The sequence below is a fragment of the Polaromonas aquatica genome, from assembly GCF_042659145.1.
Taxonomy (GTDB): Bacteria; Pseudomonadota; Gammaproteobacteria; order Burkholderiales; family Burkholderiaceae_C; genus Polaromonas; species Polaromonas aquatica.
On the sequence record NZ_JBHSRS010000013.1, the window covers coordinates 121,789 to 145,648 of the forward strand.

20 protein-coding genes are annotated in these 23,860 nt (G+C 61.3%); 9 read left to right on the forward strand and 11 right to left on the reverse strand.

The features are described from left to right. Nucleotides 1-3: 3 nt before the first annotated feature. Both serB and mfd read right to left on the reverse strand, forming a co-directional pair. Complete coding sequence (gene serB, locus ACFQND_RS04720) at nucleotides 4-714, reverse strand: phosphoserine phosphatase SerB (RefSeq protein WP_371437824.1); 711 nt, start codon at nucleotides 712-714, stop codon at nucleotides 4-6. Then, nucleotides 711-4,181 carry a transcription-repair coupling factor gene (gene mfd, locus ACFQND_RS04725; protein WP_371437823.1) on the reverse strand — a complete coding sequence of 1,157 codons (3,471 nt, stop codon included), beginning with the start codon at nucleotides 4,179-4,181 and terminating at the stop codon, nucleotides 711-713. Before mfd ends, serB begins: the two co-directional genes overlap by 4 nt. A 195-nt stretch (nucleotides 4,182-4,376) precedes the next feature. Here mfd and ispD point away from each other — a divergent pair, with 195 nt between their 5' ends. Beyond that, nucleotides 4,377-5,159 (forward strand): 2-C-methyl-D-erythritol 4-phosphate cytidylyltransferase, encoded by a 783-nt coding sequence (ispD, locus tag ACFQND_RS04730; RefSeq protein ID WP_371437822.1) that lies wholly within the window; start codon nucleotides 4,377-4,379, stop codon nucleotides 5,157-5,159. Then, nucleotides 5,146-5,634, forward strand: coding sequence for a 2-C-methyl-D-erythritol 2,4-cyclodiphosphate synthase (ispF, locus tag ACFQND_RS04735; RefSeq protein WP_371437821.1), 489 nt, complete (start codon nucleotides 5,146-5,148; stop codon nucleotides 5,632-5,634). The genes ispD and ispF overlap by 14 nt, the downstream gene beginning before the upstream one ends. Before the next feature lie 88 nt (nucleotides 5,635-5,722). Here the strand turns inward: ispF and ACFQND_RS04740 are convergent, their stop codons facing one another. After that, on the reverse strand, nucleotides 5,723-7,099 hold the full coding sequence (locus ACFQND_RS04740; RefSeq protein ID WP_371437820.1) for a sensor histidine kinase: 1,377 nt from the start codon (nucleotides 7,097-7,099) through the stop codon (nucleotides 5,723-5,725). Nucleotides 7,100-7,210: 111 nt separating this feature from the next. After that, on the reverse strand, nucleotides 7,211-7,948 hold the full coding sequence (gene ompR / locus ACFQND_RS04745; RefSeq protein ID WP_371437819.1) for an osmolarity response regulator transcription factor OmpR: 738 nt from the start codon (nucleotides 7,946-7,948) through the stop codon (nucleotides 7,211-7,213). Nucleotides 7,949-8,231: 283 nt separating this feature from the next. Here ompR and ACFQND_RS04750 point away from each other — a divergent pair, with 283 nt between their 5' ends. Then, on the forward strand, nucleotides 8,232-8,939 hold the full coding sequence (locus ACFQND_RS04750) for an SIMPL domain-containing protein (protein WP_371437942.1): 708 nt from the start codon (nucleotides 8,232-8,234) through the stop codon (nucleotides 8,937-8,939). 74 nt (nucleotides 8,940-9,013) lie between these two features. On the opposite strand, the gene ACFQND_RS04755 is transcribed toward ACFQND_RS04750, so the two are convergent. Next, on the reverse strand, nucleotides 9,014-9,469 hold the full coding sequence (locus tag ACFQND_RS04755) for a multidrug/biocide efflux PACE transporter (protein WP_371437941.1): 456 nt from the start codon (nucleotides 9,467-9,469) through the stop codon (nucleotides 9,014-9,016). 113 nt (nucleotides 9,470-9,582) lie between these two features. Between ACFQND_RS04755 and ACFQND_RS04760 the strand changes: the two genes are divergently transcribed. After that, nucleotides 9,583-10,515 carry a LysR family transcriptional regulator gene (locus ACFQND_RS04760; protein WP_371437818.1) on the forward strand — a complete coding sequence of 311 codons (933 nt, stop codon included), beginning with the start codon at nucleotides 9,583-9,585 and terminating at the stop codon, nucleotides 10,513-10,515. 84 nt (nucleotides 10,516-10,599) lie between these two features. Here the strand turns inward: ACFQND_RS04760 and ACFQND_RS04765 are convergent, their stop codons facing one another. Continuing rightward, the gene (locus tag ACFQND_RS04765; protein ID WP_371437817.1) at nucleotides 10,600-11,238 is read right to left on the reverse strand and encodes an outer membrane beta-barrel protein; all 639 of its coding nucleotides are present in this window, start codon (nucleotides 11,236-11,238) and stop codon (nucleotides 10,600-10,602) included. A gap of 221 nt (nucleotides 11,239-11,459) precedes the next feature. Between ACFQND_RS04765 and ACFQND_RS04770 the strand changes: the two genes are divergently transcribed. Both ACFQND_RS04770 and ACFQND_RS04775 read left to right on the forward strand, forming a co-directional pair. Next, nucleotides 11,460-12,308, forward strand: coding sequence for an N-formylglutamate amidohydrolase (locus ACFQND_RS04770; RefSeq protein WP_371437816.1), 849 nt, complete (start codon nucleotides 11,460-11,462; stop codon nucleotides 12,306-12,308). A gap of 28 nt (nucleotides 12,309-12,336) precedes the next feature. Beyond that, on the forward strand, nucleotides 12,337-13,440 hold the full coding sequence (locus tag ACFQND_RS04775) for an NAD(P)/FAD-dependent oxidoreductase (protein ID WP_371437815.1): 1,104 nt from the start codon (nucleotides 12,337-12,339) through the stop codon (nucleotides 13,438-13,440). 53 nt (nucleotides 13,441-13,493) lie between these two features. Here ACFQND_RS04775 and ACFQND_RS04780 read toward each other — a convergent pair whose 3' ends face one another. After that, nucleotides 13,494-15,569 carry an oxidoreductase gene (locus ACFQND_RS04780; RefSeq protein ID WP_371437814.1) on the reverse strand — a complete coding sequence of 692 codons (2,076 nt, stop codon included), beginning with the start codon at nucleotides 15,567-15,569 and terminating at the stop codon, nucleotides 13,494-13,496. Between the two features lie 175 nt (nucleotides 15,570-15,744). Continuing rightward, a complete protein-coding gene (locus ACFQND_RS04785) occupies nucleotides 15,745-16,797 on the reverse strand; it encodes a quinone-dependent dihydroorotate dehydrogenase (RefSeq protein ID WP_371437813.1) in 1,053 nt (350 codons plus the stop codon). Between the two features lie 81 nt (nucleotides 16,798-16,878). On the opposite strand from ACFQND_RS04785, the gene rpiA reads away from it, so the two are divergent. After that, a complete protein-coding gene (rpiA, locus tag ACFQND_RS04790) occupies nucleotides 16,879-17,550 on the forward strand; it encodes a ribose-5-phosphate isomerase RpiA (protein ID WP_371437812.1) in 672 nt (223 codons plus the stop codon). Nucleotides 17,551-17,574: 24 nt separating this feature from the next. On the opposite strand, the gene ACFQND_RS04795 is transcribed toward rpiA, so the two are convergent. From ACFQND_RS04795 to ACFQND_RS04805, 3 genes are all read right to left on the reverse strand, one after another. Continuing rightward, nucleotides 17,575-18,231, reverse strand: coding sequence for a DUF4124 domain-containing protein (locus ACFQND_RS04795; RefSeq protein WP_371437811.1), 657 nt, complete (start codon nucleotides 18,229-18,231; stop codon nucleotides 17,575-17,577). An 86-nt stretch (nucleotides 18,232-18,317) separates the two neighbouring features. Further along, nucleotides 18,318-20,372: a M3 family metallopeptidase gene (locus tag ACFQND_RS04800; RefSeq protein ID WP_371437810.1), complete on the reverse strand. Its 2,055-nt coding sequence runs from the start codon at nucleotides 20,370-20,372 to the stop codon at nucleotides 18,318-18,320. Between the two features lie 77 nt (nucleotides 20,373-20,449). After that, the gene (locus tag ACFQND_RS04805; protein ID WP_371437809.1) at nucleotides 20,450-20,926 is read right to left on the reverse strand and encodes a YhbY family RNA-binding protein; all 477 of its coding nucleotides are present in this window, start codon (nucleotides 20,924-20,926) and stop codon (nucleotides 20,450-20,452) included. Between the two features lie 54 nt (nucleotides 20,927-20,980). On the opposite strand from ACFQND_RS04805, the gene ACFQND_RS04810 reads away from it, so the two are divergent. Both ACFQND_RS04810 and ftsH read left to right on the forward strand, forming a co-directional pair. Beyond that, a complete protein-coding gene (locus tag ACFQND_RS04810; protein WP_371437808.1) occupies nucleotides 20,981-21,724 on the forward strand; it encodes an RlmE family RNA methyltransferase in 744 nt (247 codons plus the stop codon). A gap of 136 nt (nucleotides 21,725-21,860) precedes the next feature. After that, nucleotides 21,861-23,783 carry an ATP-dependent zinc metalloprotease FtsH gene (gene ftsH / locus ACFQND_RS04815; protein WP_371437807.1) on the forward strand — a complete coding sequence of 641 codons (1,923 nt, stop codon included), beginning with the start codon at nucleotides 21,861-21,863 and terminating at the stop codon, nucleotides 23,781-23,783. Nucleotides 23,784-23,860 lie beyond the last annotated feature (77 nt).

The following is a 23,860-nucleotide window of genomic DNA, read 5'->3' on the forward strand; positions in this document are numbered from 1 at the left end:
TGGTCAGGCCATGAGTTCCAGCAGCCGGTCCAGGCCGCCGGTGTTGATGGCAACCATGGCCTGTTCGCGTACCTTGGGCTTGGCATGGTAGGCGACGGACAAACCTGCGACACCCATCATGGGCAGGTCGTTGGCACCGTCACCCACGGCAATTGCCTGTTGCGGGCTGATGCCCAGCTTGCTGCAGGTTTCCAGCAAGGTCTTGCGTTTTTCTTCGCCATCGCAGATGTCGCCCCAAGGCTGGTCCACCAGCTTGCCGGTGAGCTGGCCGCCGTCGATGTCCAGCACGTTGGCGCGGATGTAGTCGATGCCCAACTCGTCGCGGACACGGTCGGCGAAAAAGGTAAAACCGCCACTGACCAGCAGTACCTTCATGCCGGCTTCCTTGCAGGCGTGCACCAGTTCTGCGGCGCCCGGGTTGAGCTTGAGGCGCTGGTGGTAAACATCATCCATGCTGGCCACGGTGACGCCCTTGAGCAGGGCCACGCGGCGACGCAGGCTTTCCTTGAAGTCGGCGATCTCGCCGCGCATGGTGGCTTCGGTGATGGCTGCAACTTCCGCCTTGCGGCCCGCTGCGTCGGCAATCTCGTCCACACATTCGATGTTGATGAGGGTGGAGTCCATGTCAAAGGCAATCAGCTTGAAGTTGCCGAGCTTGAGTGCAGGCAGGGCGGTGTTGACGACGAGGCCGGGGGAGATTTCTGTTGGTGTCATGCGGTGGCTGTGGCGGTTTGTGGTTTGGGTTGTCCGAGTGAGCGCAATACATCGCGCACCATCTGCGCACGGTCCCTGGCTTCAGGAAGTTCGCGTTCTATGCGCAGCTTGTCGTTGCCTGCGAGTTTGATGTGCCGGTTTTTCTGGATCAAATGCATGATGGCCATCGAGTCTATGGGCGGGTCTTTTTTGAAGGTGATGTTGATGACGCCGGGGGCGGCATCCACCTTGACCACGCCATAGGGCTTGGCGATCACGCGCAGGCGGTGCACGTCTATCAGCGTTTGCGCCTGCGCCGGCAGTTTGCCGAAGCGGTCCACAATTTCCTCAAGCAGGGAATCGATCTGGTCGGTGTTTTTTGCTGTTGCCAGTTTTTTGTAAAAACTCAGGCGCAGGTGCACGTCGCCGCAGTAGTCGTTGGGCAGCAGGGCGGGCGCGTGCAGGTTGATCTCGGTGGTGACGTTGAGCGGTGACAGCAGGTCCGGCTCGCGCCCGGCCTTTAATGCAGCCACGGCCTCGCTGAGCATTTCGTTGTAGAGCTGGAAACCGATCTCCATCATGTTGCCGGACTGGTTCTCGCCCAGCACCTCGCCGGTGCCGCGGATTTCCAGGTCATGCATGGCGAGGTAAAAGCCCGAGCCTAGTTCCTCCATCTGCTGGATGGCTTCGAGCCGCTGGCTGGCCTGCTTGGTCAGGCCCTCGATGTCGGGCACCATCAGGTAGGCATAGGCCTGGTGGTGGCTGCGGCCGACGCGGCCGCGCAACTGGTGCAACTGCGCCAGACCGAACTTGTCGGCGCGGCTCATGACTATGGTGTTGGCGCTGGGCACATCGATGCCGGTCTCGATGATGGTGGAGCACAGCAGCAGGTTGTAGCGCTGGGCGATGAAATCCTTCATCACCCGCTCCAGTTCGCGCTCGGGCATCTGGCCGTGCGCCACGGCGATGCGTGCCTCGGGCAGCAGTTCCTCGAGCTTTTCGCGCCGGTTCTGTATGGTCTCGACTTCGTTGTGCAGGAAGTAAACCTGGCCGCCACGTTTCAGCTCACGCAGCACGGCCTCGCGGATCACGCCATTGCTTTCGCTTCGTACAAAGGTCTTGATGGCCAGACGGCGCTGCGGTGCGGTGGCGATCACGCTGAGGTCGCGCAGGCCTTCCAGTGCCATGCCCAGGGTGCGCGGAATCGGCGTGGCCGTGAGCGTGAGCACGTCGACCTCGGCACGCATGGCCTTCATGGCCTCCTTGTGGCGCACGCCAAAGCGGTGCTCTTCGTCAATGATGAGCAAACCCAGGCGTTCGAACTTCACGTCCTGGCTCAGCAGCTTGTGTGTGCCGACCACGATGTCTATGGTGCCGTCGCCTATGCCCTTGATGGCGGCGGTGATCTCCTTGCCGGAACGGAAGCGGCTCATCTCGGCTACCTTGACCGGCCACTTGGCAAAACGGTCCACCAGCGTCTGGTAGTGCTGCTCGGCCAGCAGTGTGGTTGGTGCGAGCAGGGCCACCTGCTTGCCGCCGGTAATCGCGATAAAGGCCGCGCGCAGGGCGACCTCTGTCTTGCCAAAGCCCACATCGCCGCAGACCAGTCTGTCCATCGGGCGCGGGCTGATCATGTCCTGGATCACGGCGTGGATGGCGGCGCGCTGGTCGGCGGTTTCGTCAAAGCCGAAATCGTTGGCAAAGGTTTCGTAGTCGCCCGGGGAATAGCGGAAGGCATGGCCTTCGCGTGCCGCACGCCGTGCGTAGATGTTGAGCAGCTCGGCGGCCGAGTCGCGCACTTGCTCGGCAGCCTTGCGTTTGGCTTTTTCCCACTGGCCGCTGCCCAGGCGGTGCAGGGGCGCCTCGTCTGCGCTGACGCCGGTGTAGCGGCTGATCTGGTGCAACTGGCTGACCGGCACATAGAGTGTCGCGTCGTCGGCGTATTGCAGGTGCAGGAACTCGCTAGGCCCCTGGCCCAGGTCCATGTTGATCAGGCCCTTGTAACGGCCGATGCCGTGGGCGCTGTGCACGACAGGGTCGCCGACATTCAGTTCCGAAAGATCCTTGATCAGTGCTTCAACGTCGCTGACCTGCTCCTGCTTTTTGTTGCGGCGCCTGACCGTGGTGCCGGCCGCAAACAGCTCGGTTTCGGTGATGAAGTCGATATCGCCAGCCAGCCAGCTAAAGCCTGTATCTACGGCAGCCGTGGCAATGCCCAGTTTTTCGTCGCTGGTCTGGAAGTCCTCGAGCGAGTCAAAGGCCGGTGGGCTGACGCCGCTGGCGCGCAAAAAATCCAGCAGGCTTTCGCGCCGGCCATCGCTTTCGGCCAGCATGAGCACACGATGCGGCGTGTTGCGGATGTGGCTTTTGAGTTTGAGCAGCGGGTCTTCGGCGCCGCGCACCACGGCCATTTCCTCGAGCTTCTGGAACTGTGCGTTGTCTGCCACGTCCTGCACCGAAGCCCGCAGGGCCAGCTGCGCGTAAGCGTTGGCGCGTGCATAAAACTGCTCGGCATCCAGGAACAGTGACTCAGGCGGCAAGGCCGGGCGGTCCGGCGCATCGCGCACCAGGCGGTAGCGGTCCCTGGTGTCTTGCCAGAAGCGCTGGAAGGCTGGCTCCAGGTCGCCATGCAGGACAACCGTCGCATCGCTGCCCAGGTAATCAAACACCGTGGCGGTTTCTTCAAAAAACAGCGGCAGGTAATACTCGATGCCCGCCGTCGCGACGCCGTTGCCCATGTCCTTGTAAATGCGGCTTTTGGTCGGGTCGCCGTCGAGCAGTTCGCGCCAGCGGCTGCGAAAGCGCGCACGCGCATCATCATCCATGGGGAACTCGCGGCCCGGCAGCAGGCGTACTTCAGGCACCGGGTACAGGCTGCGCTGGCTGTCGGGGTCAAAGGTGCGAATGCTGTCGATCTCGTTGTCAAACAGGTCAACCCGGAAGGGCACCAGCGAGCCCATGGGAAAGAGGTCGATCAATCCTCCGCGCACGGCATATTCGCCGGGGCTCACCACCTGCGTGACATGGCTGTAGCCGGCCAGCGTGAGCTGGGCCTTCAGGCGCGCTTCGTCGAGCTTTTGCTTGACCTTGAATTCAAAGGTGTAGCCCGCCAGAAAGCTGGGTGGTGCCAGGCGGTAAAGCGCAGTGGTTGCGGGCACGATGACCACGTCGGCGCCGGTGTCCTTGTCGCGCTGGGAGATGCGCCACAGCGTGGCCAGCCGCTCGCTGATCAGGTCCTGGTGCGGCGAGAAGGTGTCGTAGGGCAGGGTCTCCCAGTCGGGGAACAAGGCGCAGCGCAGGCCGGGTGCGAAGAAGGCGATCTCGTCCAGCAGCCGCTGCGCCGTGGCGGCATCCGAGGTGATGATGGCCGTCAGTTTGCCGGCGGCCTTTTCACGCAAACCCAGGTGCGCAATAAGCAGCGCGTCAGCCGAGCCAACGGGTTGCGGCAGGGTGTGGCGTTTTCCGGTGACGAGTTTGGGTAAATCCATTAGGCGGTCAGTCAGGCTGGAGGCAAAGAAGGTGTGGCAGGCAAAGGCGTAAAAAGCATCGGCAGATATCCGCGGATAGCGACGAGAAATGGCAAGCACCCCAAACCGCAAGGAATGGGGTGCTTTCACACTTTACGCACTGTGTCTATTGTCTATTCGACGCCAGTTGCCGATTTTAGAATCTATGATGAACTTATGACGACAGACAGTGAAATTCCCTCGCCTTCAGGCGGTAAAGGCGAGGCATCCCGGTTTTTTGCCCTGGTTCCCTGTGCCGGTAACGGCAGCCGTGCAGGTAGCGATGGGCCGAAACAGTACAAGGCCTTGCATGGCAAGGCGATGGTCGGGCATACGCTGGAGGCCTTTAGGGCCCTCGGCGACACACTGGCGGGCCTGTGGGTGGTGATCTCGCCCGATGATGACGCTTTTGCCAAAGCCTGTCCTGATTTCCGGCGACCGAATGAAGTACTTTTGCGCGCTGGCGGCGCCACACGTGCAGCGACGGTGCTTAATGGCCTGAAGAGCATGCTTTCAGGCGGGGCAGATCCGATGGACTGGGTGCTGGTTCACGATGCTGCGCGTTGCCTGGTCATGCCGGCGCAAATCATGGCCCTTGTCGATGCCTGCCGGGATGACGCGGTGGGCGGCCTGCTGGCGCAAAAGTTGCCGGACACGCTGAAAAGCGGCACTTCAGGGCGTGTGCTTGCAACGATTGACCGTAGCGACAAGTGGCTGGCGCAGACACCGCAGATGTTTCGCGTTGGCGCGCTGGTTGAGGCGCTGGAGTCTGCCGGGGATGCCGTCACCGACGAGTCCAGCGCGATGGAGGCCAGCGGCCTGGCGCCGCGCCTGGTTCCGGGCAGCGCGCAGAATTTCAAGGTGACCTACCCGGAAGACTTCGCACTGGCCGAGGCCATTCTGGCGAGCCGGCAGGGCAGCCGACAAACACTGGAAGGATGGAACCATGAGCACACCTGATTTCCGCATAGGCGAAGGCTGGGACACCCACGCGCTGGTGCCGGGCCGCAAGCTGATTCTTGGCGGGGTGGATGTCCCGCACACGCTCGGCCTGCTCGGGCATTCGGATGCCGACGTGCTGCTGCACGCCATCATCGATGCGCTGCTGGGGGCCGCAGGCCTTGGCGATATTGGCTCGCATTTCCCGGATACGGATGTGCGCTTCAAGGGCGCCGATTCGATGGTGCTGCTGCGCCACACGGCGCATTTGCTGACGGCACTCGGCTACCGGATCGGCAATATTGACAGCACGGTGGTGGCGCAGGCCCCCAAGCTGGCGCCGCATATCCCCGCCATGCGCGAGCGGATTGCGGGGGCGCTGGGCCTTGAAGTGGGCCGTGTCAACGTCAAGGCCAAGACCGCCGAAAAACTGGGCCCGGTCGGGCAGGGCCTGAGCATGGAAGCACGTGCAGTGGCACTGCTTTTTGCTATCTAATTGATAGCTTTCTGCGCTTGATTGACTTGGGCCTCAGCCTTTTTGGATGCCTGAAATGAGCCGGGAACGGGGCTTTTGCGTGAAATTTTCAGGTCCTGCGCAATTTGATATGCGCCGCCAAGCCACCTGAGGACGTGTTGGCCAGGCCGAATATCCCGCCCATGCGCTGTATGGTTTTTTCGACAATTGCCAGCCCGAGGCCGGCGCCTGTGGCTGAGGTGCGTGCCGCGTCACCCCGGAAGAACGGCCGCGTGAGTTTGGGCAAGGTTTCGGCCGACACGCCCATGCCGTGGTCGCGCACCTTGATCAGCACCCACTGGTCGCGCGTCTTGGCGGCAATGTCCACCAGCGCAATACCGGTTTCGGGGGTTTTGCCGTAGCGGCGGGCGTTTTCAATCAGGTTGGAGATGACACGCAGCAGTTCGATCTCGTCGGCGAGCACATTCAGGTTGTCGGGCATGGTGACCGTGACGCGCAGGTCGTCGTAGTCGGCAACGGCATAGACCGCAGCCTCCACCACCGCGTTGAGTGATACGGATGCCAGTTGCGCCGGGTCGGGCCGAGCATAGTCAAGGAACTTGTCGATGATGGCATCGAGCTGGGAGATGTCGGCCGCCATGTGCGCGCGCGCGTCCATGTCGGTCACGCTCATCTCGGTCTCCAGCCTCAGGCGCGCCAGCGGTGTGCGCAGGTCGTGCGAAATGCCGGCCAGCATGATGACGCGGTCCTGCTCGATTTTTGACAGCTGCTCGGCCATGCGGTTAAAGCCGATGTTGACCTCCCGGATTTCGCTGGTGGCGGCTTTTTCGTCCAGCAGGCTGGCATCAAAATCGCCATCGCGCATGCGGCTGGCGGCAAAAGAGAGCTGTTTCAGGGGGCGATTGATCAGCCGGGCAATAAAGGCTGCACCCGCAAGCGACAGCGCAGCGGCGGTGATCAGCCAGATGACCCAGGTGCTGCCCCTGGATGGACCTATGCGCGACAGGTCGGTCTGCAGCCAGAAGGCGTCCTTGTCGATGTTGAAACCGACCCAGAGGCCTTTTTCGCCGTTGACACTGCTTGCAACGACGGTGTCGGTGCCAAGGCGTGCCTTGAGTTCTTCCGTGATGCGCTCGCCCAGGTCATCGCTGTCAAAGGTGTCGAACCTGTCCTTGGGCTCATGCATGGTGATGCGTACCCGTTCTTCCTCGGCGAGGGTCTTGATCAGCGACACGCGTGCAATGGCGTCGGAGTAGCGCAGGGCGGCACGGCTTAAATTGACCAGCGAGGCCAGCTGCTGCGCGCTCTGGATTGCCCGCGGCTCGGACTCCAGCGCGCGAAAGGTCTGCAGCCAGGCCACGATGGAGCCGAACAGCAGCAGTGCCAGGAAGAAGAAGGTGCGCCAGAACAGGCTGACGCCCCTGTGCGGCCGCATTTCCAGCGGGGCAGGTGCCGTTTCCAGGGGAGCAGGGCTGGTGATATCCATGGGAGGTGGTGACGAGGCGTGGGGTTCCAGGCTCGGGAGTTTATGCGTTGCTGCCCGGTGCAGCAAAGCCCGGCCATGCCGGGCTCAGGGTGATGTGGGGAATGCCGTCGCCTAGTTGGTGCCGTCCGGTACAAAAACATAACCCACGCCCCAGACCGTTTGTATGTAGCGCGGCACGGCGGCATCCACTTCGATCAACTTGCGCAGGCGCGAGACCTGCACGTCAAGGCTGCGGTCAAAGGGCTCGAATTCGCGGCCGCGTGCAAGTTGAGCCAGCTTTTCGCGCGACAACGGCTGGCGCGGATGCCGCACCAGCGTCTTGAGCATGGCAAATTCGCCGGTGGTCAGGGGCAGTTCCTCGCCGTTTTTATGCAGCGTGCGCAAACCCATGTCGAAGGAGAACGGGCCGAAGGTGATGATTTCCTGGTCAATCGACGGTGCGCCCGGCACTTCCGCAGTGGGGCGGCGGCGCAGCACGGCGTGGATGCGGGCCAGCAGCTCGCGCGGGTTGAAGGGCTTGGACAGGTAGTCGTCGGCGCCGACTTCCAGGCCCACGATGCGGTCAACATCTTCGCCCTTGGCGGTCAGCATGATGATGGGCGTGCGGTCGTTGGCGGCGCGCAGGCGGCGGCAAATCGACAGGCCGTCTTCGCCCGGCATCATGAGGTCAAGCACGATCAGGTCCACGGCATCGCGCAGCATGATGCGGTTCAGGGCCTTGCTGTCTTCCGCCAGGATCACCTCAAAACCTTCCTGGGCGAGGTAGCGGCGCAGCAGGTCGCGGATGCGGGCATCATCGTCAAGGATGAGGATTTTGTCGGCACGGGCAGTTGTTGTGGCTTGATTCATGGTGAGCTGGTAATTTGTAACAGAGCCATTTTGCGGGCTGAAAACGCCGTTTGTGGCTTTTTTCAGTCACTTTGACACACTGTTACAAAAGTTGCGGCAAAAACCAGTGCGTATTTCCTGAAGAAGTGCTTGTTGTGTAGGCTGAATTCGCCAGTTGCATGCAGGCGCTCCTGCCTGAAGCACAATGCTGGGTTTTATGCCTGACCCGGACTCTTGTGGGGGAGCTTGAACGCTTCTTTGGTTCCAGGCATCCCTTTACCCCAACCTGAAAGAAAAAACCTTGATATTCGCTCCAAAACTGATCGCCTCTTGTGTCCTGCTGGCAGGCTCCGCGGGGCTGTTTGCCCAGACCATGCCGCATATGCCCATGCAAAACGTGGCCCAGCTCTCCGCGAGCGGATCGGTGGAGGTGCAGCAGGACCTCTTGTCCATCTCCATGAACACCACGCGCGATGGCGCCGACGCCAACCTTGTGCAAACCCAGCTCAAGCAGGCGCTGGATACCGCGCTGGCCCAGGCCAAGCAGGCGGCAGTGCCCGGCCAGCTTGATGTTCGCACCGGCAATTTCAGCCTTTACCCGCGTTACGGCAAGGACGGCAAGATCAACGGCTGGCAGGGTTCCACCGGGCTGGTGCTGGAGGGCAGGGACTTTGCCCGCATCACCAGCACCGCCGGCAAGATCCAGACCTTGACCATGGGCAATGTGAGTTTTGACCTGAGCCGCGAACAGCGCGCCAGGGTGGAGGGTGAGGCGCAAACCCTGGCCATCGAGCGTTTCAAGGCCAAGGCCCAGGAGATTGCCAGGGGTTTTGGTTTTGGCGGCTACAGCCTGCGCGAGGTTTCCATCAATGCCAATGACCAGGGACCCGCCCCGCGTCCGCGCATGATGGCCATGCAGGCCAAGGCCGAAATGTCCGATTCGGCAATACCTGTTGAAGCCGGGAAAAGCACTGTGTTTGTCAATGTGAGCGGTTCTGTCCAGATGAAATAAGGCTGGTCCGGGCTGCAGATGGGGAAAAAAGGGGCCATGGTGCCGGCACCATGCCCCTTTTTCGTTTGCCTGGCTTAAACCTCGCAGGCTGCGGCAGGGCGATTCCTGCGTGCGATCACGATGGCACGCACATGGTCGTAGCCCCAGTTGAAAGCAAAGGTATAGGGCAGGAAAAACAGCACGATACCGATGTCCAGCACAAAGGCCTCCCACAGGCCGATATCCAGCCACCAGGCGGCCAGCGGTACAACGGCCAGGATCAGGCCGATTTCAAACAGCACCGAATGCACCACGCGGGCCCACATGGTGCGCGTAAAGCCCATGCGGCGCTGGGCGCCGTCAAACAGGGCGTTGAAGGCCATGTTCCAGGTCATGGCGATCAGCGACACCATCAGGGTCAGCAAACCCATGTGCGCCAGCGAATAACCGAGCAGCCAGGCGCCCAAAGGCGCGCAGATGGCGATGGCCAGGACTTCAAACCCGAGGGCGTGGAAAAAACGTTCCTTGACTGATTTCTGGAGACTCATGATGCACTTTCGAATGACTTTTCCCATGCATTTGGATGGGGTATGCCTGTATTTTCATCGTTATTTGGGATGGATTAAAATCAATAATCATCTAAAAAATAGATAGGTCGGCAGTCATGCGTCATTCACCTGAAGCCCTGACGGCCTTTGCCGAGGCCGCGACACTTGGTTCGTTTTCGGCCGCGGCCCGCAAGCTGGGAAAGAGCCAGTCCACGGTGAGCAGCGCCATTGCCAACCTGGAAATTGACCTGGGACTCACGCTGTTTGATCGCAGCAGCCGCAAGCCCACCCTGACCGAGCCTGGACGGGTGCTGCTGGGCAAGGTGCAGGACATCCTGGCTGCAAGTGACCGGCTGGACCGTGCAGCCAGCCAGCTGGGCGGTGGCCTGGAGCCCAAACTCAGCGTGGTCTGGTCGGATACCTACCAGTCAGACCGCTTCGAAGACATACTGGGTACTTTTGAGCAGCGTTTTCCGGACCTGGAGTTTGAATGCCTGATTGCCGAGCACGGCGACCTGGTGTCGCTGGTGCAGACCGGGCGTGCCCAGATCGGCGTGGTGGGGGCGCAAGACTGTTACCCGCCGGATATAGGCGCCGCCACGATTGCGGAGCAGTCTGAGATCACGCTGTTTGTGGCCGCCAAACACGCCCTGGCGCACATGAAAGACATCACGCCCGATGTGCTGGCCAATTTCCGTGAACTGCGGCTGGCCACCTACCTGGAGCAGCCCGACCAGGCTGTGCCCGCTGCACGCCGTGCCTGGTCTGCCCCTAGCTACCTCATGCTGCTGGAAATGGCCGTGCTGGGTTTTGGCTGGGCCGCCATTCCGCGCTGGATGGTCACGCGTTTTGCCTTGGGGAAGCTGCATGAGCTTGATGCACGCGGCTGGCCGAGACGGGTGCCGGTGGATGCCGTCTGGTCGCGCCAGCGCCCCCTCGGCCGTGCTGGCACCTGGTTGCTGCAGGAGATGCTGGCAGCGCCCGTCAAGGCTGATTTACAAGGAGAATCAGGCCCTGGCCCCGGAAAAATGTGCGCAACGAGCTATTGATTTTGTAGCAAAAAACTGCAACGGAGCGTAAAAAAGCCCGCAGGCCCTGAGGGGGCGTGCAGGTTTGGTACCCGGGGGCCTGGGTCAGAAGCGGTAGCGCAGGCCGAGGGTGGTGGTGTTGATCCTGTCGCGGTTGCCGCCAGCGTAGCGCAGGTTGTACGAGTCGTATTGCAGCACGGCGGAGAGCTGCGGGTTGAATGCGAATTCCGCGCCCACGCCATAGGACAGGTCAAACTTGTTGTCAGTACCGGGGGTGATGCCGGAGCCCGCTGCAGAGGACACGTCGGTGTGAGCGTAGCTTCCGCCAATGCGGCCAAGCAGGTTGAATGATGAGCTCAAAGGCGCCTTGCCCACAAGGCTCAGGCTAAAGGCGTTGGCCTTGGTGGTGCCGCCGCCGCGATTGATGCTCCCGAAATCGTTGTAGCCGAGTTCCCAGCCGAAATTCGGGCTGAAATAACTGCCGCCATACAAGCTGTAGGCATTGCCGTTCTTGTCATTGGAGAAGATGCCGGTGCCACCCGGTGCACTGTAGTTGGACCGGCCCGCATTCAGGCCAATATAGGCAGAGCCGGGCGAATACATGGACATGGATGAGCCGCTGCCCGTGCTGGATGTGGTCTGGGCCTGGGCAGCTGTTGCCAGAGCCAGGGAGGCCCCCGCAAATGCAAGGCCTGAAAGTACGCGCTTCAGCTTGATCTGGCGGTTCGGGGTTTGGTTTTTCACTGTACGTCCTTTGTAAATCGTGGTGAAAGTCAGACATTAAAACTCTCCTGAAGTGCAGGAGGTCAATGCACTTTATTGGCGCGCGATCATGCGTCATGTAGGTGCAGCTGAAAGGTGTTTGTAGGACACGGCTTATAGCTGCGCAGGCCAAAGGCTGGGCAAAAACCATGTCGCCAAAACAGCCTGGTTCCCCCGCAGCCGATGCGGGCACAATTCAGGACATGACTCCACTTTTTCGTTATGTGACAGGAAGCAGCGCACTGGTGCTTGATTCGCCGCACAGCGGGACGTCCTATCCTGATGATTTTGCTTATGCCTGCGACCTGGGCCTGCTGCGCCGGGCCGAAGACACGCACGTCGAAAAACTCTATGACTTTGCCCCGGCATTGGGCGCGCACTGGATTGAGGCTTTTTTCCCGCGCAGCTACCTTGACGCCAACCGCAACACCACCGAGATGGATGTCTCGATGCTGGACGGACCGTGGCCTGGCGTGGTGGAAACCGACCCCAAAACCATGTCCAAGGTTCGCCTGGGCAAGGGTCTGGTCTGGCGCACAACCGATGAGGGTGTGCCTATTTACAGGCGCAAGCTGAAGGTGGCCGAAGTGCAGGCGCGCATCGCCAACTGCTGGACCCCTTACCACGCCGCTGTGGCGCAGGCGATTGATGCCGCCCGCAGCCGGCACGGCTACAGCATCCATGTCAATTGCCATTCCATGCCGGCGCTTGCGACAAGCCATGCCACGGAATTCCCCGGCGAGAAGCATGCTGATTTTGTGGTCGGCGACCGTGACGGCACCACGGCCGGCAAGGCCTTGTCGCAGCTTGTCTGCCGCCACCTGGGTGCGCTGGGTTACAGCGTCGCCTACAACCATCCGTACAAGGGGGTGGAACTGGTGCGCCGCTACAGCAAACCTGCGGAACACCGCCACAGCATCCAGCTGGAGATCAACCGCAAGCTCTACATGAATGAAGAAACGCTGGCGATGACGGCAGGTTTCGAGCCGCTCAAGGCGCATCTCCGGTCACTGGTTGAGCTGCTGCTCCTCACCGACCCCCGCAAGCTTTAAATCTTTCATATTTTTCAGGAGCAGCCAGTTGGACCAGGTTGATTGTGTAGTCGTGGGCGCGGGTGTGGTGGGGCTGGCGGTTGCACGCGCCCTGGCGCTGCAAGGGCGTGAGGTGATGGTGCTGGAGGCCGCTGCAGGCATAGGCACGGGCACCAGTTCACGTAACAGCGAAGTCATCCATGCCGGTATTTATTACCCGCAGGGCTCGCTCAAAGCAAAGTTATGCGTGCAGGGGCGGCAGATGCTGTATGACTACTGCGAAGCGCGCGGCATAGGCCATAGCCGCTGCGGCAAACTGATTGTGGCCACCAGCGATGCGCAAGTCGCGCAACTGCAAGGCATCATTGACAAGGCCGCGGCCAACGGCGTGTTTGACCTGGTGCTGCTGACGCGTGAACAGGCGAGGGCGCTGGAGCCGCAACTTGAATGCGTTGCGGCCGTCCATTCGCCCAGCACCGGCATTGTGGACAGCCACGCACTGATGCTGGCGCTGCAGGGCGACCTCGAGAACGCAGGCGGTGTTGTAGTGCTTAATTCGCCCCTGGCCGGCGCGGAATGCGCGCAATCAGCTATTAAATTGATAGCATCCGACGGCACGCAGCTGCAGGCCAAAACCGTCGTCAACGCCGCCGGGTTGTCGGCACCGGCGCTGGCGCAGCGCTTTAAAGGGCTCGCCGCGCAGTTCGTACCGTCCAGCTATTACGCCAAGGGCAACTACTTCACGCTCAGCGGACGCTCCCCCTTTGCCCGGCTGATATACCCGGTGCCCGAGGCGGCAGGCCTGGGCGTGCATCTGACGATCGACCTGGGCGGCCAGGCCAAGTTTGGCCCCGATGTGCAATGGGTGGACTCGCCCGACGACCTGCTGGTGGACCCGGCACGCGGCGATGCGTTTTATGCCGAGGTCCGCAAGTACTGGCCGGCACTGGCAGATGGTGCCCTGCAAGCGGGTTATGCAGGTATGCGCCCCAAGCTCCAGGCGCCGCATGAGCCGGCGATGGATTTTGTGATCCAGGGGCCGCTTGAGCACGGCGTGCCTGGGCTGGTGAACCTGTTTGGTATCGAGTCACCGGGCTTGACGAGTTCGCTGGCGATTGGCGATTACGTCAGTGAAATGCTATTAAATCGATAGCTGGCTGCGCACGCTTTCAGCCGGCTGTGGCTGTTTTTATGTAGATTTTTGCATCAAATGCTGGCCGCCAGCCGCGTGCCCTGGTCAATCGCGCGTTTGGCGTCCAGCTCGCTTGCCTCGTCGGCGCCGCCAATCAAATGGGTTTTGATGCCAGCTGCACGCAGCGGCTCCAGCAGTTCACGCAGGGGCTCCTGCCCGGCGCACAGCACGATGTTGTCAACTTCCAGCATGGTGCTGTCCCGGCGCTTTTCGCCAAAGGTGATGAATAGCCCCAGGCCTGCGCCCTGTTCGCCTATGCGTTCGTAGTTCACGCCTGAGAGCATTTCCACGTTTTTCATTTTCAACGCGGCGCGATGAATCCAGCCTGTGGTTTTGCCCAAGCCTGCGCCCAGCTTGCCGGGCTTGCGCTGCAGCAATGTGACCTGGCGTGCCGGCGGTGTGCTGACAGGCCGTACCACGCCGCCGCGTACTTCGCCGGGGTCGGCCACACCCCATTCGGCCAGCCAGGCGGGCAGGTCGAGCGCGGTGGAGTGGCCCGGCGGCGTGACGAGGAACTCGGCCACATCAAAACCGATGCCGCCCGCGCCTACCAGTGCCACGCGCTGGCCCACGGGATGGCGGCCCAGCAGCACGTCTATGTAGCTGAGCACCCTGGGATGCTCCTGGCCGGGGATGCGCGGGTTACGCGGCGTGACGCCGGTGGCGAGTATGACTTCGTCGAACTTCTGTGCGATCAGGTCGGCGGCCGACATGCGGGTGTTCAACTGCAATTTGATGCCGGTTCGTGTGATGCGCTGGCCGAAATAACGCAGGGTTTCTTCGAACTCTTCCTTGCCGGGCACGCGTTTGGCCAGGTTGAACTGGCCGCCGATCTGGGCCGCTGCGTCGTACAGCGTCACCTCGTGGCCGCGCTGGGCCATGGTGGTGGCAGCGGCCAGCCCGGCCGGGCCGGCGCCGACCACCGCCACGCGTTTCCTTGCCTGGGCGAAGTTGATGATCAGTTCGGTTTCGTGCCCGGCGCGCGGGTTGACCAGGCAACTGGCAAGTTTGGCCTTGAAGGCGTGGTCCAGGCAGGCCTGGTTGCAGGCGATGCAGGTGTTGATGTCGCTGCTGCGGCCCTGCGCAGCCTTGTTGACAAACTCCGGGTCGGCCAGGAAAGGCCTGGCCATGCTGACCATGTCGGCGCAGCCGTCGGCCAGCACCTGTTCGGCGACCTCGGGCATGTTGAGCCGGTTGCTGGTGATGACGGGAATCATCACCCCGGCGGCGCGCAGCTCGGTCCGCAGCTTTTGGGTGACCCAGGTGAATGCACCGCGCGGTACTGAAGTGGCAATCGTGGGCACGCGGGCCTCGTGCCAGCCTATGCCGCTGTTGATGAGGGTTGCGCCGGCTGCCTCGACGGCTTTTGCCAGCAGCACGACTTCTTCCCAGCTGCTGCCGCCCGGGATCAGGTCGATGATGGACAGGCGGTAAATCAATATGAAATCCGGTCCCACGGCTTCACGTGCGCGCCGCACGATTTCTATTGCAAGCCGCATGCGGTTGGCATAGCTGCCGCCCCATTCATCCGTGCGCTGGTTGGTGTGGGTGACGAGGAACTGGTTGATGAAATAACCTTCGCTGCCCATGATCTCGACGCCGTCGTAACCAGCGTCGCGCGCCAGCATCGCGCAGCGGATGAAGGCGCGTATTTGCCGTTCTATGCCGCCCACGCTGAGCTCGCGCGGCGTGAAGGGCGAGATCGGGCTCTGGATGCGCGATGGCGCCACGCACAGCGGGTGGTAGCCGTAGCGGCCGGTGTGCAGGATCTGCAGCGCGATCTTGCCGCCCTCGGCATGCACGGCATCGGTGACCTGCCTGTGGCGGCGCGCCGCGCCCGAGCTGGCCAGCATGCCGGCAAAGGGTTTGGTCCAGCCGGCGATGTTGGGTGCAAAGCCGCCCGTCACCATCAGGCCCACGCCGCCGCGTGCGCGCTCGGCAAAATAGGCCGCCATGGCCGGGAAATGTTTGCGGCCGTCCTCCAGCCCGGTGTGCATGCTGCCCATGAGCACGCGGTTTTTCAGCGTGGTGAAACCCAGGTCCAACGGGGCCAGCAGGTGCGGGTAGGGCAAAGTCGGGATGGCGGGCAAATGCAGTTCTCCAATGCAAAACTGATTGCATGGTAGCCGCAAGCCGCCGCTCCCGAAGTCGCGATGGGCGCTCTAGGGGCCAGGCTCTATCCGGTCTCCGGACAAACCCTGAAGTTATCCGGCAGCAAGGGTGGTGCTATGGATTAAATAGCTGGCTACGCCCATTCCTTTTGGGCTAGCGGCTCTTTTTGATCGCAAGCGCGGCTTCTGTCACCAGCGCTGGCCCCTTGTAGATAAGCCCGGTGTAGATTTGCACCACGTCGGCGCCGGCCCTGATTTTCGAGACCGCATCCGCGCCGCTCATCACGCCGCCCACGCCAATGATGGGAAAGCCCTTGCCCAGGGCGGCACGCAGCTGGCTGATGACGCGGTTGCTGGCTTCGAGCACCGGCGTGCCGCTCAGGCCGCCGACCTCGCCGGCGTGGCGCAGGCCTTTCACGGCGTCGCGGTTCAAGGTCGTGTTGGTGGCGACAACACCATCCATGGCGTGGCGCTTCAGGGATGCGGCGATGAGGCTGACCTGTTCTTCGTTCAGGTCGGGCGCGATCTTCACAAAAACAGGAACCTGCTTGCCGTGCTGTTTTGCCAGGGTTTGGCGGCGTTTGGCAATGCTGCCCAGCAGCCCGTCCAGCGCCTCGTCGCTTTGCAGCGTGCGCAGATTCTGGGTGTTGGGGCTGGAGATGTTGACGGTGACATAGTCCGCATGCTGGTAGACGCCGTCCAGGCATGCCAGGTAATCGTCGACCGCATTTTCGATAGGTGTGGCGGCGTTCTTGCCGATGTTCAGGCCAAGGACCAGCGGATTTGCAGAGTTTTGTTTGCGTATGCCGGATCGTTTCACATTGGCCAGGAAGGTCTGGAGCCCCTCATTGTTAAAGCCCAGGCGGTTGATCAGCGCATTGGCTTCAGGCAGGCGAAACATGCGCGGTTTGGGGTTGCCTGGCTGTGCCAGGGGGGTAACCGTGCCGACTTCAATAAAACCAAATCCCATGGCGGCCAGCCCGTCGATACAGCGGGCATTTTTGTCCAGCCCGGCGGCCAGGCCCACGCGGTTGGGGAACTTCAGGCCGGCCAGTTCGACCGGGTCATCGACACGGCCGCCGCAGTAGGCCAGCGACAACGGCGTGCCCTGGGTACGCGCCAGGGAAGCCATGGTCAGTTCATGGGCGGTTTCGGCGTCCAGCCCAAACAAAAAAGGACGGGCCAGGCTGTAGGGGAGCAGGGGCATTGGATAATTGAGTTTGTTCGATGCGATAACCCGCTATTGTCGCAAAACCCATTTCATCCACTTCATACCCTCAAGCGCAACATGACTCAAGACGAACTCAAGACCCTGGTTGGCCAGGCCGCCCTGCATTACGTGGAGCCCGGCAGCATTGTGGGCGTGGGCACCGGCTCCACCGTCAACAAATTCATCGATGCGCTGGCCAGCATGAAGGACCGCATTGCCGGTGCCGTGTCCAGCTCGGTGGCGTCCACCGAACGCCTGCAGGCGCTGGGAATCAAGGTGTTTGACGCGGCGGAGGTGGACGAGCTGGCGGTGTATATCGACGGCGCCGACGAGATCGACCACGCGGGTTACATGATCAAGGGCGGCGGCGCGGCGCTGACGCGCGAAAAAATCGTGGCAGCCCAGTCGCGCAAATTTGTCTGCATAGCCGACGAGTCCAAGCTGGTGCAAACGCTGGGCAACTTTCCCTTGCCTGTTGAAGTGATTCCCATGGCGGCGCAGCGCATCACGCGCCAGTTTGCAGCCCTGGGCGGTGTGGCGGCCTTACGCCTCAAGGAGGGGGTGCCGCTTGTCACCGATAACGGCCAGCACATTCTGGATGTGACGGGCCTGAAGATCACCGATCCACTGGGTTTTGAAACCCAGGTGAACCAGTGGCCGGGCGTGGTGACTGTCGGGGTGTTTGCTTTCCAGAAGGCCAATGTCTGCCTGCTGGGCGCACCGGGCGGCGTTAAAACAATGGTGTTTTAACGGGGCTTTCCGGCAAGGCGCAAATCAGAACCGGATTCCCGCGGGGTTACTGGGCGCCGGCGCGGCTTGTGCCGCCGGCGTTGCAGGGCGGGCTGGGGCTGTTACCGCATTGGGCGCAGCAGAAGGCGCTGTTGCAACTGCCACCAGAGGTGTTGCAGGGGGCTGGCGATAGTTGGTGGGCAGTACGGATGCGGCAGGATAACCAGCCGCATTCAGGAACTGCGTCCACTCGGAATCCGAAAAACCCTTGAGCTGCTGGCCGCCAATGGTTGCAAAAGGCAGGGAGTTGTCCCCGCTGATGCGCTGCAGGGCCTGGGTGTCGTCGTTGGTGATGACGGTTTTTTCGGTGAAAGGCACGCCGCGGGTTATCAGCATCGAGCGGGCTGACACGCAAGGGCCACAGTTTTCTCCGGTGTACAGCGTGACGGGGTATTTTGATGCGATCTGCCGCAGCTCAAAAGGCAGGGCGCTGTTGTTGGCTGCGCCGCCGCCCGCGCTGCCAGTGCCGGATGTCACTTTTGCATTGCTGGCGGGCGATGGTGGCTGATCGGAGAAGGTGATCTTGCCGTCAGGGCCCACGATGCGGTAGACCTGTTGGGCCTGCGCAGCAGTTGCCAGGAGGCTGCTTGCTGCAAGGGTCACTGCGCTGATGGCCAGAAATCTGGTAACGATGGAGGTCATGCTTTTGTTTTTCCTAAGTCGTTTGCCGCAAATTGTCTGCTTTTTGGCCCAGCCCCAACAGGCTGGGTGTCCGGTGCCTTTTATTTTCAGGCCATGCCCTGGTGCCGCATCAGCGCATCGATCGAGGGCTCCCGGCCCCTGAAGGCCTTGAACGATTCCATGGCTGGACGGCTGCCACCGGCCTCGAGGATGGCTTGCCGGTATTTTCTGCCAGTTTCAACCGTTACCGTGCTCCTGTCCGCATCTGTATCCGTGCTTGTTGGTACGGCTGTTTCTTCAAAGGCGGCATAAGCGTCGGCGGACAGAACCTCTGCCCATTTATAGCTGTAGTAGCCCGCAGCGTAACCGCCTGAAAAAATGTGGCTGAAGGTGTGTGCCGTGCGGCTGTACGGCGGGGCCTGAATTACCGCGACTTCCTTGCGCACGTCATTGAGCAGCGCCATCAGGTCGTCAGACGGCCTGTAGGTGGTGTGCAGCAGCATGTCGAACAGCGAGAACTCGACCTGCCGCATGGTCTGCATGCCGCTCTGGAAGTTTTTGGCGGCCAGCATCTTGTCGAACAGCGCGCGCGGCAGCGGTTCGCCTGTGTCCACGTGGGCCGTCATGTGCTTGAGCACATCCCATTCCCAGCAAAAGTTTTCCATGAACTGGCTGGGCAGTTCAACCGCATCCCATTCGACGCCGCTGATGCCCGAAACATCATGTTCATTGACCTGCGTCAGCATGTGGTGCAGGCCGTGGCCGAACTCATGGAACAGTGTGGTCACGTCGTCATGCGTCAGCAGTGCGGGTTTGCCGCCCACACCATCCGCGAAATTGCAAACCAGGTGCGCCACGGGCGTTTGCAGCTTGCCGGTGTCCGGGCGCAGCCAGCGGGTGCGCACATCGTCCATCCAGGCGCCGCCGCGCTTGCCGGTACGGGCCGGCTGGTCGAGGTAAAACTGCCCGACCAATTGGCCAGCGCGTTCAATACGGTAAAACTCCACGCCGGGTTTCCAGACGGGGGCTGTGTCCTTGCGGATGGCGACTTCAAACAGGGTCTCAACAATCTTGAAGAGGCCGGCCAGCACCTTGGGCGCGGTGAAGTACTGTTTGACTTCCTGCTCACTGAAGGCGTAGCGTGCCTCCTTGAGTTTTTCGCCGATATAGGCGTAGTCCCAGGGTTGTGGCTCGTTGAGGCCCATGTGTTCGGCGGCAAAGGCTCGCAGGTCGGCCACGTCTTTTTCGGCGTAAGGCCGGGCGCGATGCGCCAGGTCACGCAAAAAGGCCACGACTTCTTCGGGGGACTTGGCCATTTTTGCCACGACGGAAACCTCGCCGTAGTTTTTGTAGCCCAGCAGTTGGGCCTCTTCCAGGCGCAGGGCCAGGATTTCCTGCATGACGGCACTGTTGTCGAATTTGCTGAACTCCGCAGGCGCCTGGTCGCTGGCGCGGGTGCTGTAGGCCCGGTACAGCGTTTCGCGCAGGGCGCTGCTGTCTGCAAACTGCATGACAGGCAGGTAGCTTGGCATTTTCAGGGTGAGCTTGTAACCATCCTTGCCTTCGGCTTTTGCCAGCTCCCGGGCGGTCTGGATGACATCTGCGGGAATGCCAGCCAGTTCGTCTTCTTTTGCGTACCAGGCAAAGGCATCTGTCGCATCGAGCGCGTTTTCGCTGAATTTCTGGCTCAACTCGGCCAGGCGCTCCTGGATTTTGGCAAAGCGCTCCTTGGCCGTGCCGGTCAATTCGGCACCCGAGAGCACAAAATTGCGGATGGCATTTTTGTGCGCCTGGCGTTGTTCGGTGTTCAGGGTTGCAACATCAATCGCCTTGTATTTGGCGTAAAGCCGCTCATCGGCACCCAGCCTTGTCCAGAATTCCGTGACTTTGGGCAGAGCGGCGTTGTAGGCTGCGCGTAGCTCGGGTGTGTCGGCCACGCTGTTCAGGTGGCTGACAGCGCCCCATGCGCGGCCCAGCTTTTCGGTGGCGACATCCAGTGTGCCGGCAATGGCCGTCCAGTTCGCCGGGAAATCGGATGCCGTGACTTTTTCAAGTGCTGCGTCGGCTTCCAGAAGCAACTCATCAATCGCCGGGCTTACATGCTCCGGCTGGATTTGGTCGAACAGCGGGAGGTCGGAAAAGTCGAGGAGTGGGTTGGTCATGACGGGTAGCTATGGGCGGCCTGGCCGAATATAAAGAGCAAAGAGAATGCGGCGCCCGGTCTGGTGCCGGGCACAGCTCAATCCTGGGCTCTTTTCTTGACGCTCTGCAGCCTGGGTTTTTTTGCTCGTTTGACTGTGCCGCCCGGCGTCAGGCGTTGGTTGCCGAGCACGCGCAGGACCTTGACTTCAGGCCGCTGGCCGTAACGCGAACTGTTTTTCAGGACTTTTACATCCCGGGGGCCGGGCATGCGGTCTTCGTTGATCTTTTTCTCTTTTTCCGGCATGGGCCGCCAGAGCACCAGCAGCTTGCCAATGTGCTGGATGGGCGCTGCGTTGAGCTCGTCGGCCAGGGTCTGGAAAATCGCCTCGCGCCCCGCACGGTCATCGGATTGCACCCGCACCTTGATGAGGCCATGCGCGTTGAGCGCGGCATCGGTTTCTTTTTTGACGGCAGCGGTCAAGCCGTCCGATCCGATCATCACCACGGCGTTGAGGTGATGCGCCTCGGCGCGGTGGTCTTTGCGCTGGGCGGGGGTAAGTAGTATTTGAGCCATGCCCCGATTATCGGTGAGTTGGGGGATGTGGTGATACAGAGGACAATCGGCGGTATGAAAGCAAATACAAAGCCGGGTGCCCCGCAGGGTACCCAGGCAGCAAGAAAGTCGGACGCCAAAGGCACCAAGGTCAACAAGGCGTGGCTGCACGACCACATCAATGATCCTTACGTCAAACTCGCAAAAAAAGAGGGCTACAGGGCACGTGCGGCCTACAAACTCAAGGAAATCGATGAAAGCCTGGGCCTGATCCGGCCCGGCGACATTGTTGTGGACCTTGGCAGCACACCCGGGGCCTGGAGCCAGTACGCCAGGCGCAAGCTGTCGCCTTCAGGTGCGGCGGCCGGGACGCTGAACGGCAAGATTGTGGCGCTGGACCTGTTGCCCATGGAGCCGATCGAGGGCGTGGTGTTTATCCAGGGCGACTTCAGGGAGCCGGATGTGCTGCAAATCCTGGAGCAGGCGCTGGCGGCCAATGCCGGTTCCCGAAAGGTTGATGTGGTGATTTCCGACATGGCTCCCAACTTGTCGGGCATAGAGTCCGCAGACGCGGCGCGTATCAGCGACCTGATCGAACTGGCCGTGGACTTCGCCGTCCATCACATGAAGGCGGATGGGGCGCTGGTCGTCAAGCTCTTTCATGGCGGGGCGTACGATCCCATGGTCAAGCTTTTCAAGGATACGTTCAGGACCGTCAAACGCTTCAAGCCCAAGGCCTCCAGGCCAGGATCTTCGGAAACATTCCTGGTGGGCATGGGCCTGAAAGTACAGCCTTCTTCCAGGCAAGATGCCTCCTGAAATGCCAAAAATAGCCTAAACCCGCTTCAAACCAAGGGGTGTAAGGTTCGGTTTATACGGTTTTGGCCCTTGAAAGGCCTAAAATCAGGCGCATGTGCCATCCCAGCAGCTTTGGGTTTTTACATCGGAGTCATCCTTGAACAATCAGTGGTTTTCGAAAATTGCAATCTGGCTCGTGATCGCCATGGTGCTGTTCACCGTCTTCAAGCAATTTGATACACGTACGGGCGCAGGCGCCAGCTACCTGGGATATTCCGATTTCCTGGAAGAAGTGCGTGGCAAACGCATCAAGACCGCCACGATCGCGGAAGGCCAGGGCGGTACGGAGATCGCGGCAACCACCACGGATGACCGCAAGGTCCGTACGACAGCAACCTACCTGGATCGTGGGCTGATTGGCGACCTGATTGCCAACGACGTGAAATTCGACGTCAAGGCCCGCGAAGAAAGCTCGCTGCTCATGACCCTGCTGGTCAGCTGGGGTCCCATGCTGCTGCTGATTGGCGTATGGGTTTATTTCATGCGGCAGATGCAGGGCGGGGGCAAAGGCGGGGCGTTCAGCTTCGGCAAATCCAAGGCGCGGCTGCTCGACGAGTCCACCAATCCGGTCACTTTTGCTGATGTGGCGGGCTGTGATGAGGCGAAGGAAGAAGTCAAGGAAGTTGTCGACTTCCTGAAAGACCCGCAGAAATTCCAGAAGCTGGGCGGGCGTATTCCGCGCGGCCTGTTGCTGGTCGGCCCCCCGGGCACCGGCAAGACCCTGCTTGCCAAAAGCATTGCCGGTGAAGCCAAGGTTCCCTTCTTCTCCATCTCCGGCTCCGACTTTGTCGAAATGTTTGTCGGTGTGGGTGCATCCCGCGTCCGCGACATGTTCGAAAACGCCAAGAAAAACGCACCCTGCATCATCTTTATCGATGAAATCGATGCCGTAGGCCGCCAGCGTGGTGCGGGGCTGGGTGGTGGCAATGACGAACGCGAACAGACGCTGAACCAGATGCTGGTCGAGATGGACGGTTTTGAAACCAATGTGGGCGTAATTGTGGTGGCTGCCACCAACCGTCCCGACATCCTTGACGCCGCCTTGCTGCGCCCCGGCCGTTTCGACCGCCAGGTCTATGTCACGCTGCCGGATATCCGTGGTCGCGAGCAGATCCTGAATGTGCACATGCGCAAAGTCCCCCTGGGCCAGGACGTCAGCCCCAGCGTGATCGCCCGCGGTACGCCAGGCATGTCCGGCGCCGACCTTGCCAACCTGTGCAACGAAGCCGCCCTGATGGCTGCACGCCGCAGTGCCCGCGTGGTCGAAATGCAGGATTTTGAAAAGGCCAAGGACAAGATCCTCATGGGCCCAGAGCGCAAGAGCATGGTCATGCCCGAGGAAGAGCGCCGCAACACGGCCTACCACGAGTCCGGCCACGCCCTGATCGGCAAGATGCTGCCCAAGTGCGACCCGGTGCATAAAGTCACCATCATCCCGCGTGGCCGCGCCCTTGGCGTGACCATGAGCCTGCCGGCGCAGGACCGCTACAGCTACGACCGTGAGTACATGCTGAGCCAGATCAGCATGCTGTTTGGCGGCCGCATTGCCGAAGAGGTCTTCATGAACCAGATGACCACGGGCGCCAGCAACGACTTCGAGCGCGCCACGGCGCTGGCCCGCGACATGGTCACTCGTTACGGCATGACCGAGGCCCTGGGCCCCATGGTCTACGCCGAAAACGAAGGCGAAGTGTTTCTGGGCCGTTCGGTCACCAAGACCAACAACATGAGCGAGTCCACGCTGCAAAAGGTGGACTCTGAAGTGCGCCGCATCATCGATCAGCAGTACTCCGTTGCGCGTACGCTGATTGAGGACAACAAGGACAAGATGCACGCCATGGCCAAGGCCCTGCTCGAATGGGAAACCATAGACGGCGAACAGCTGGACGACATCATTGCGGGCAAGGAGCCCCGGCCACCCAAGGACTGGATACCGCGCAATCCGTCGGTTGGCGGTAGTGGAGGCCCTGACGGCGGGACGCCGGCAGTCAGCACGGAACCTGCGCCAACGGTGGCCTGACCTTCGGGTTTGAAGCCGCGCTTGAACTCTGACAACCCGGGCTGGCCCCGGGTTTTCTTTTTTTTTGAACATGACTG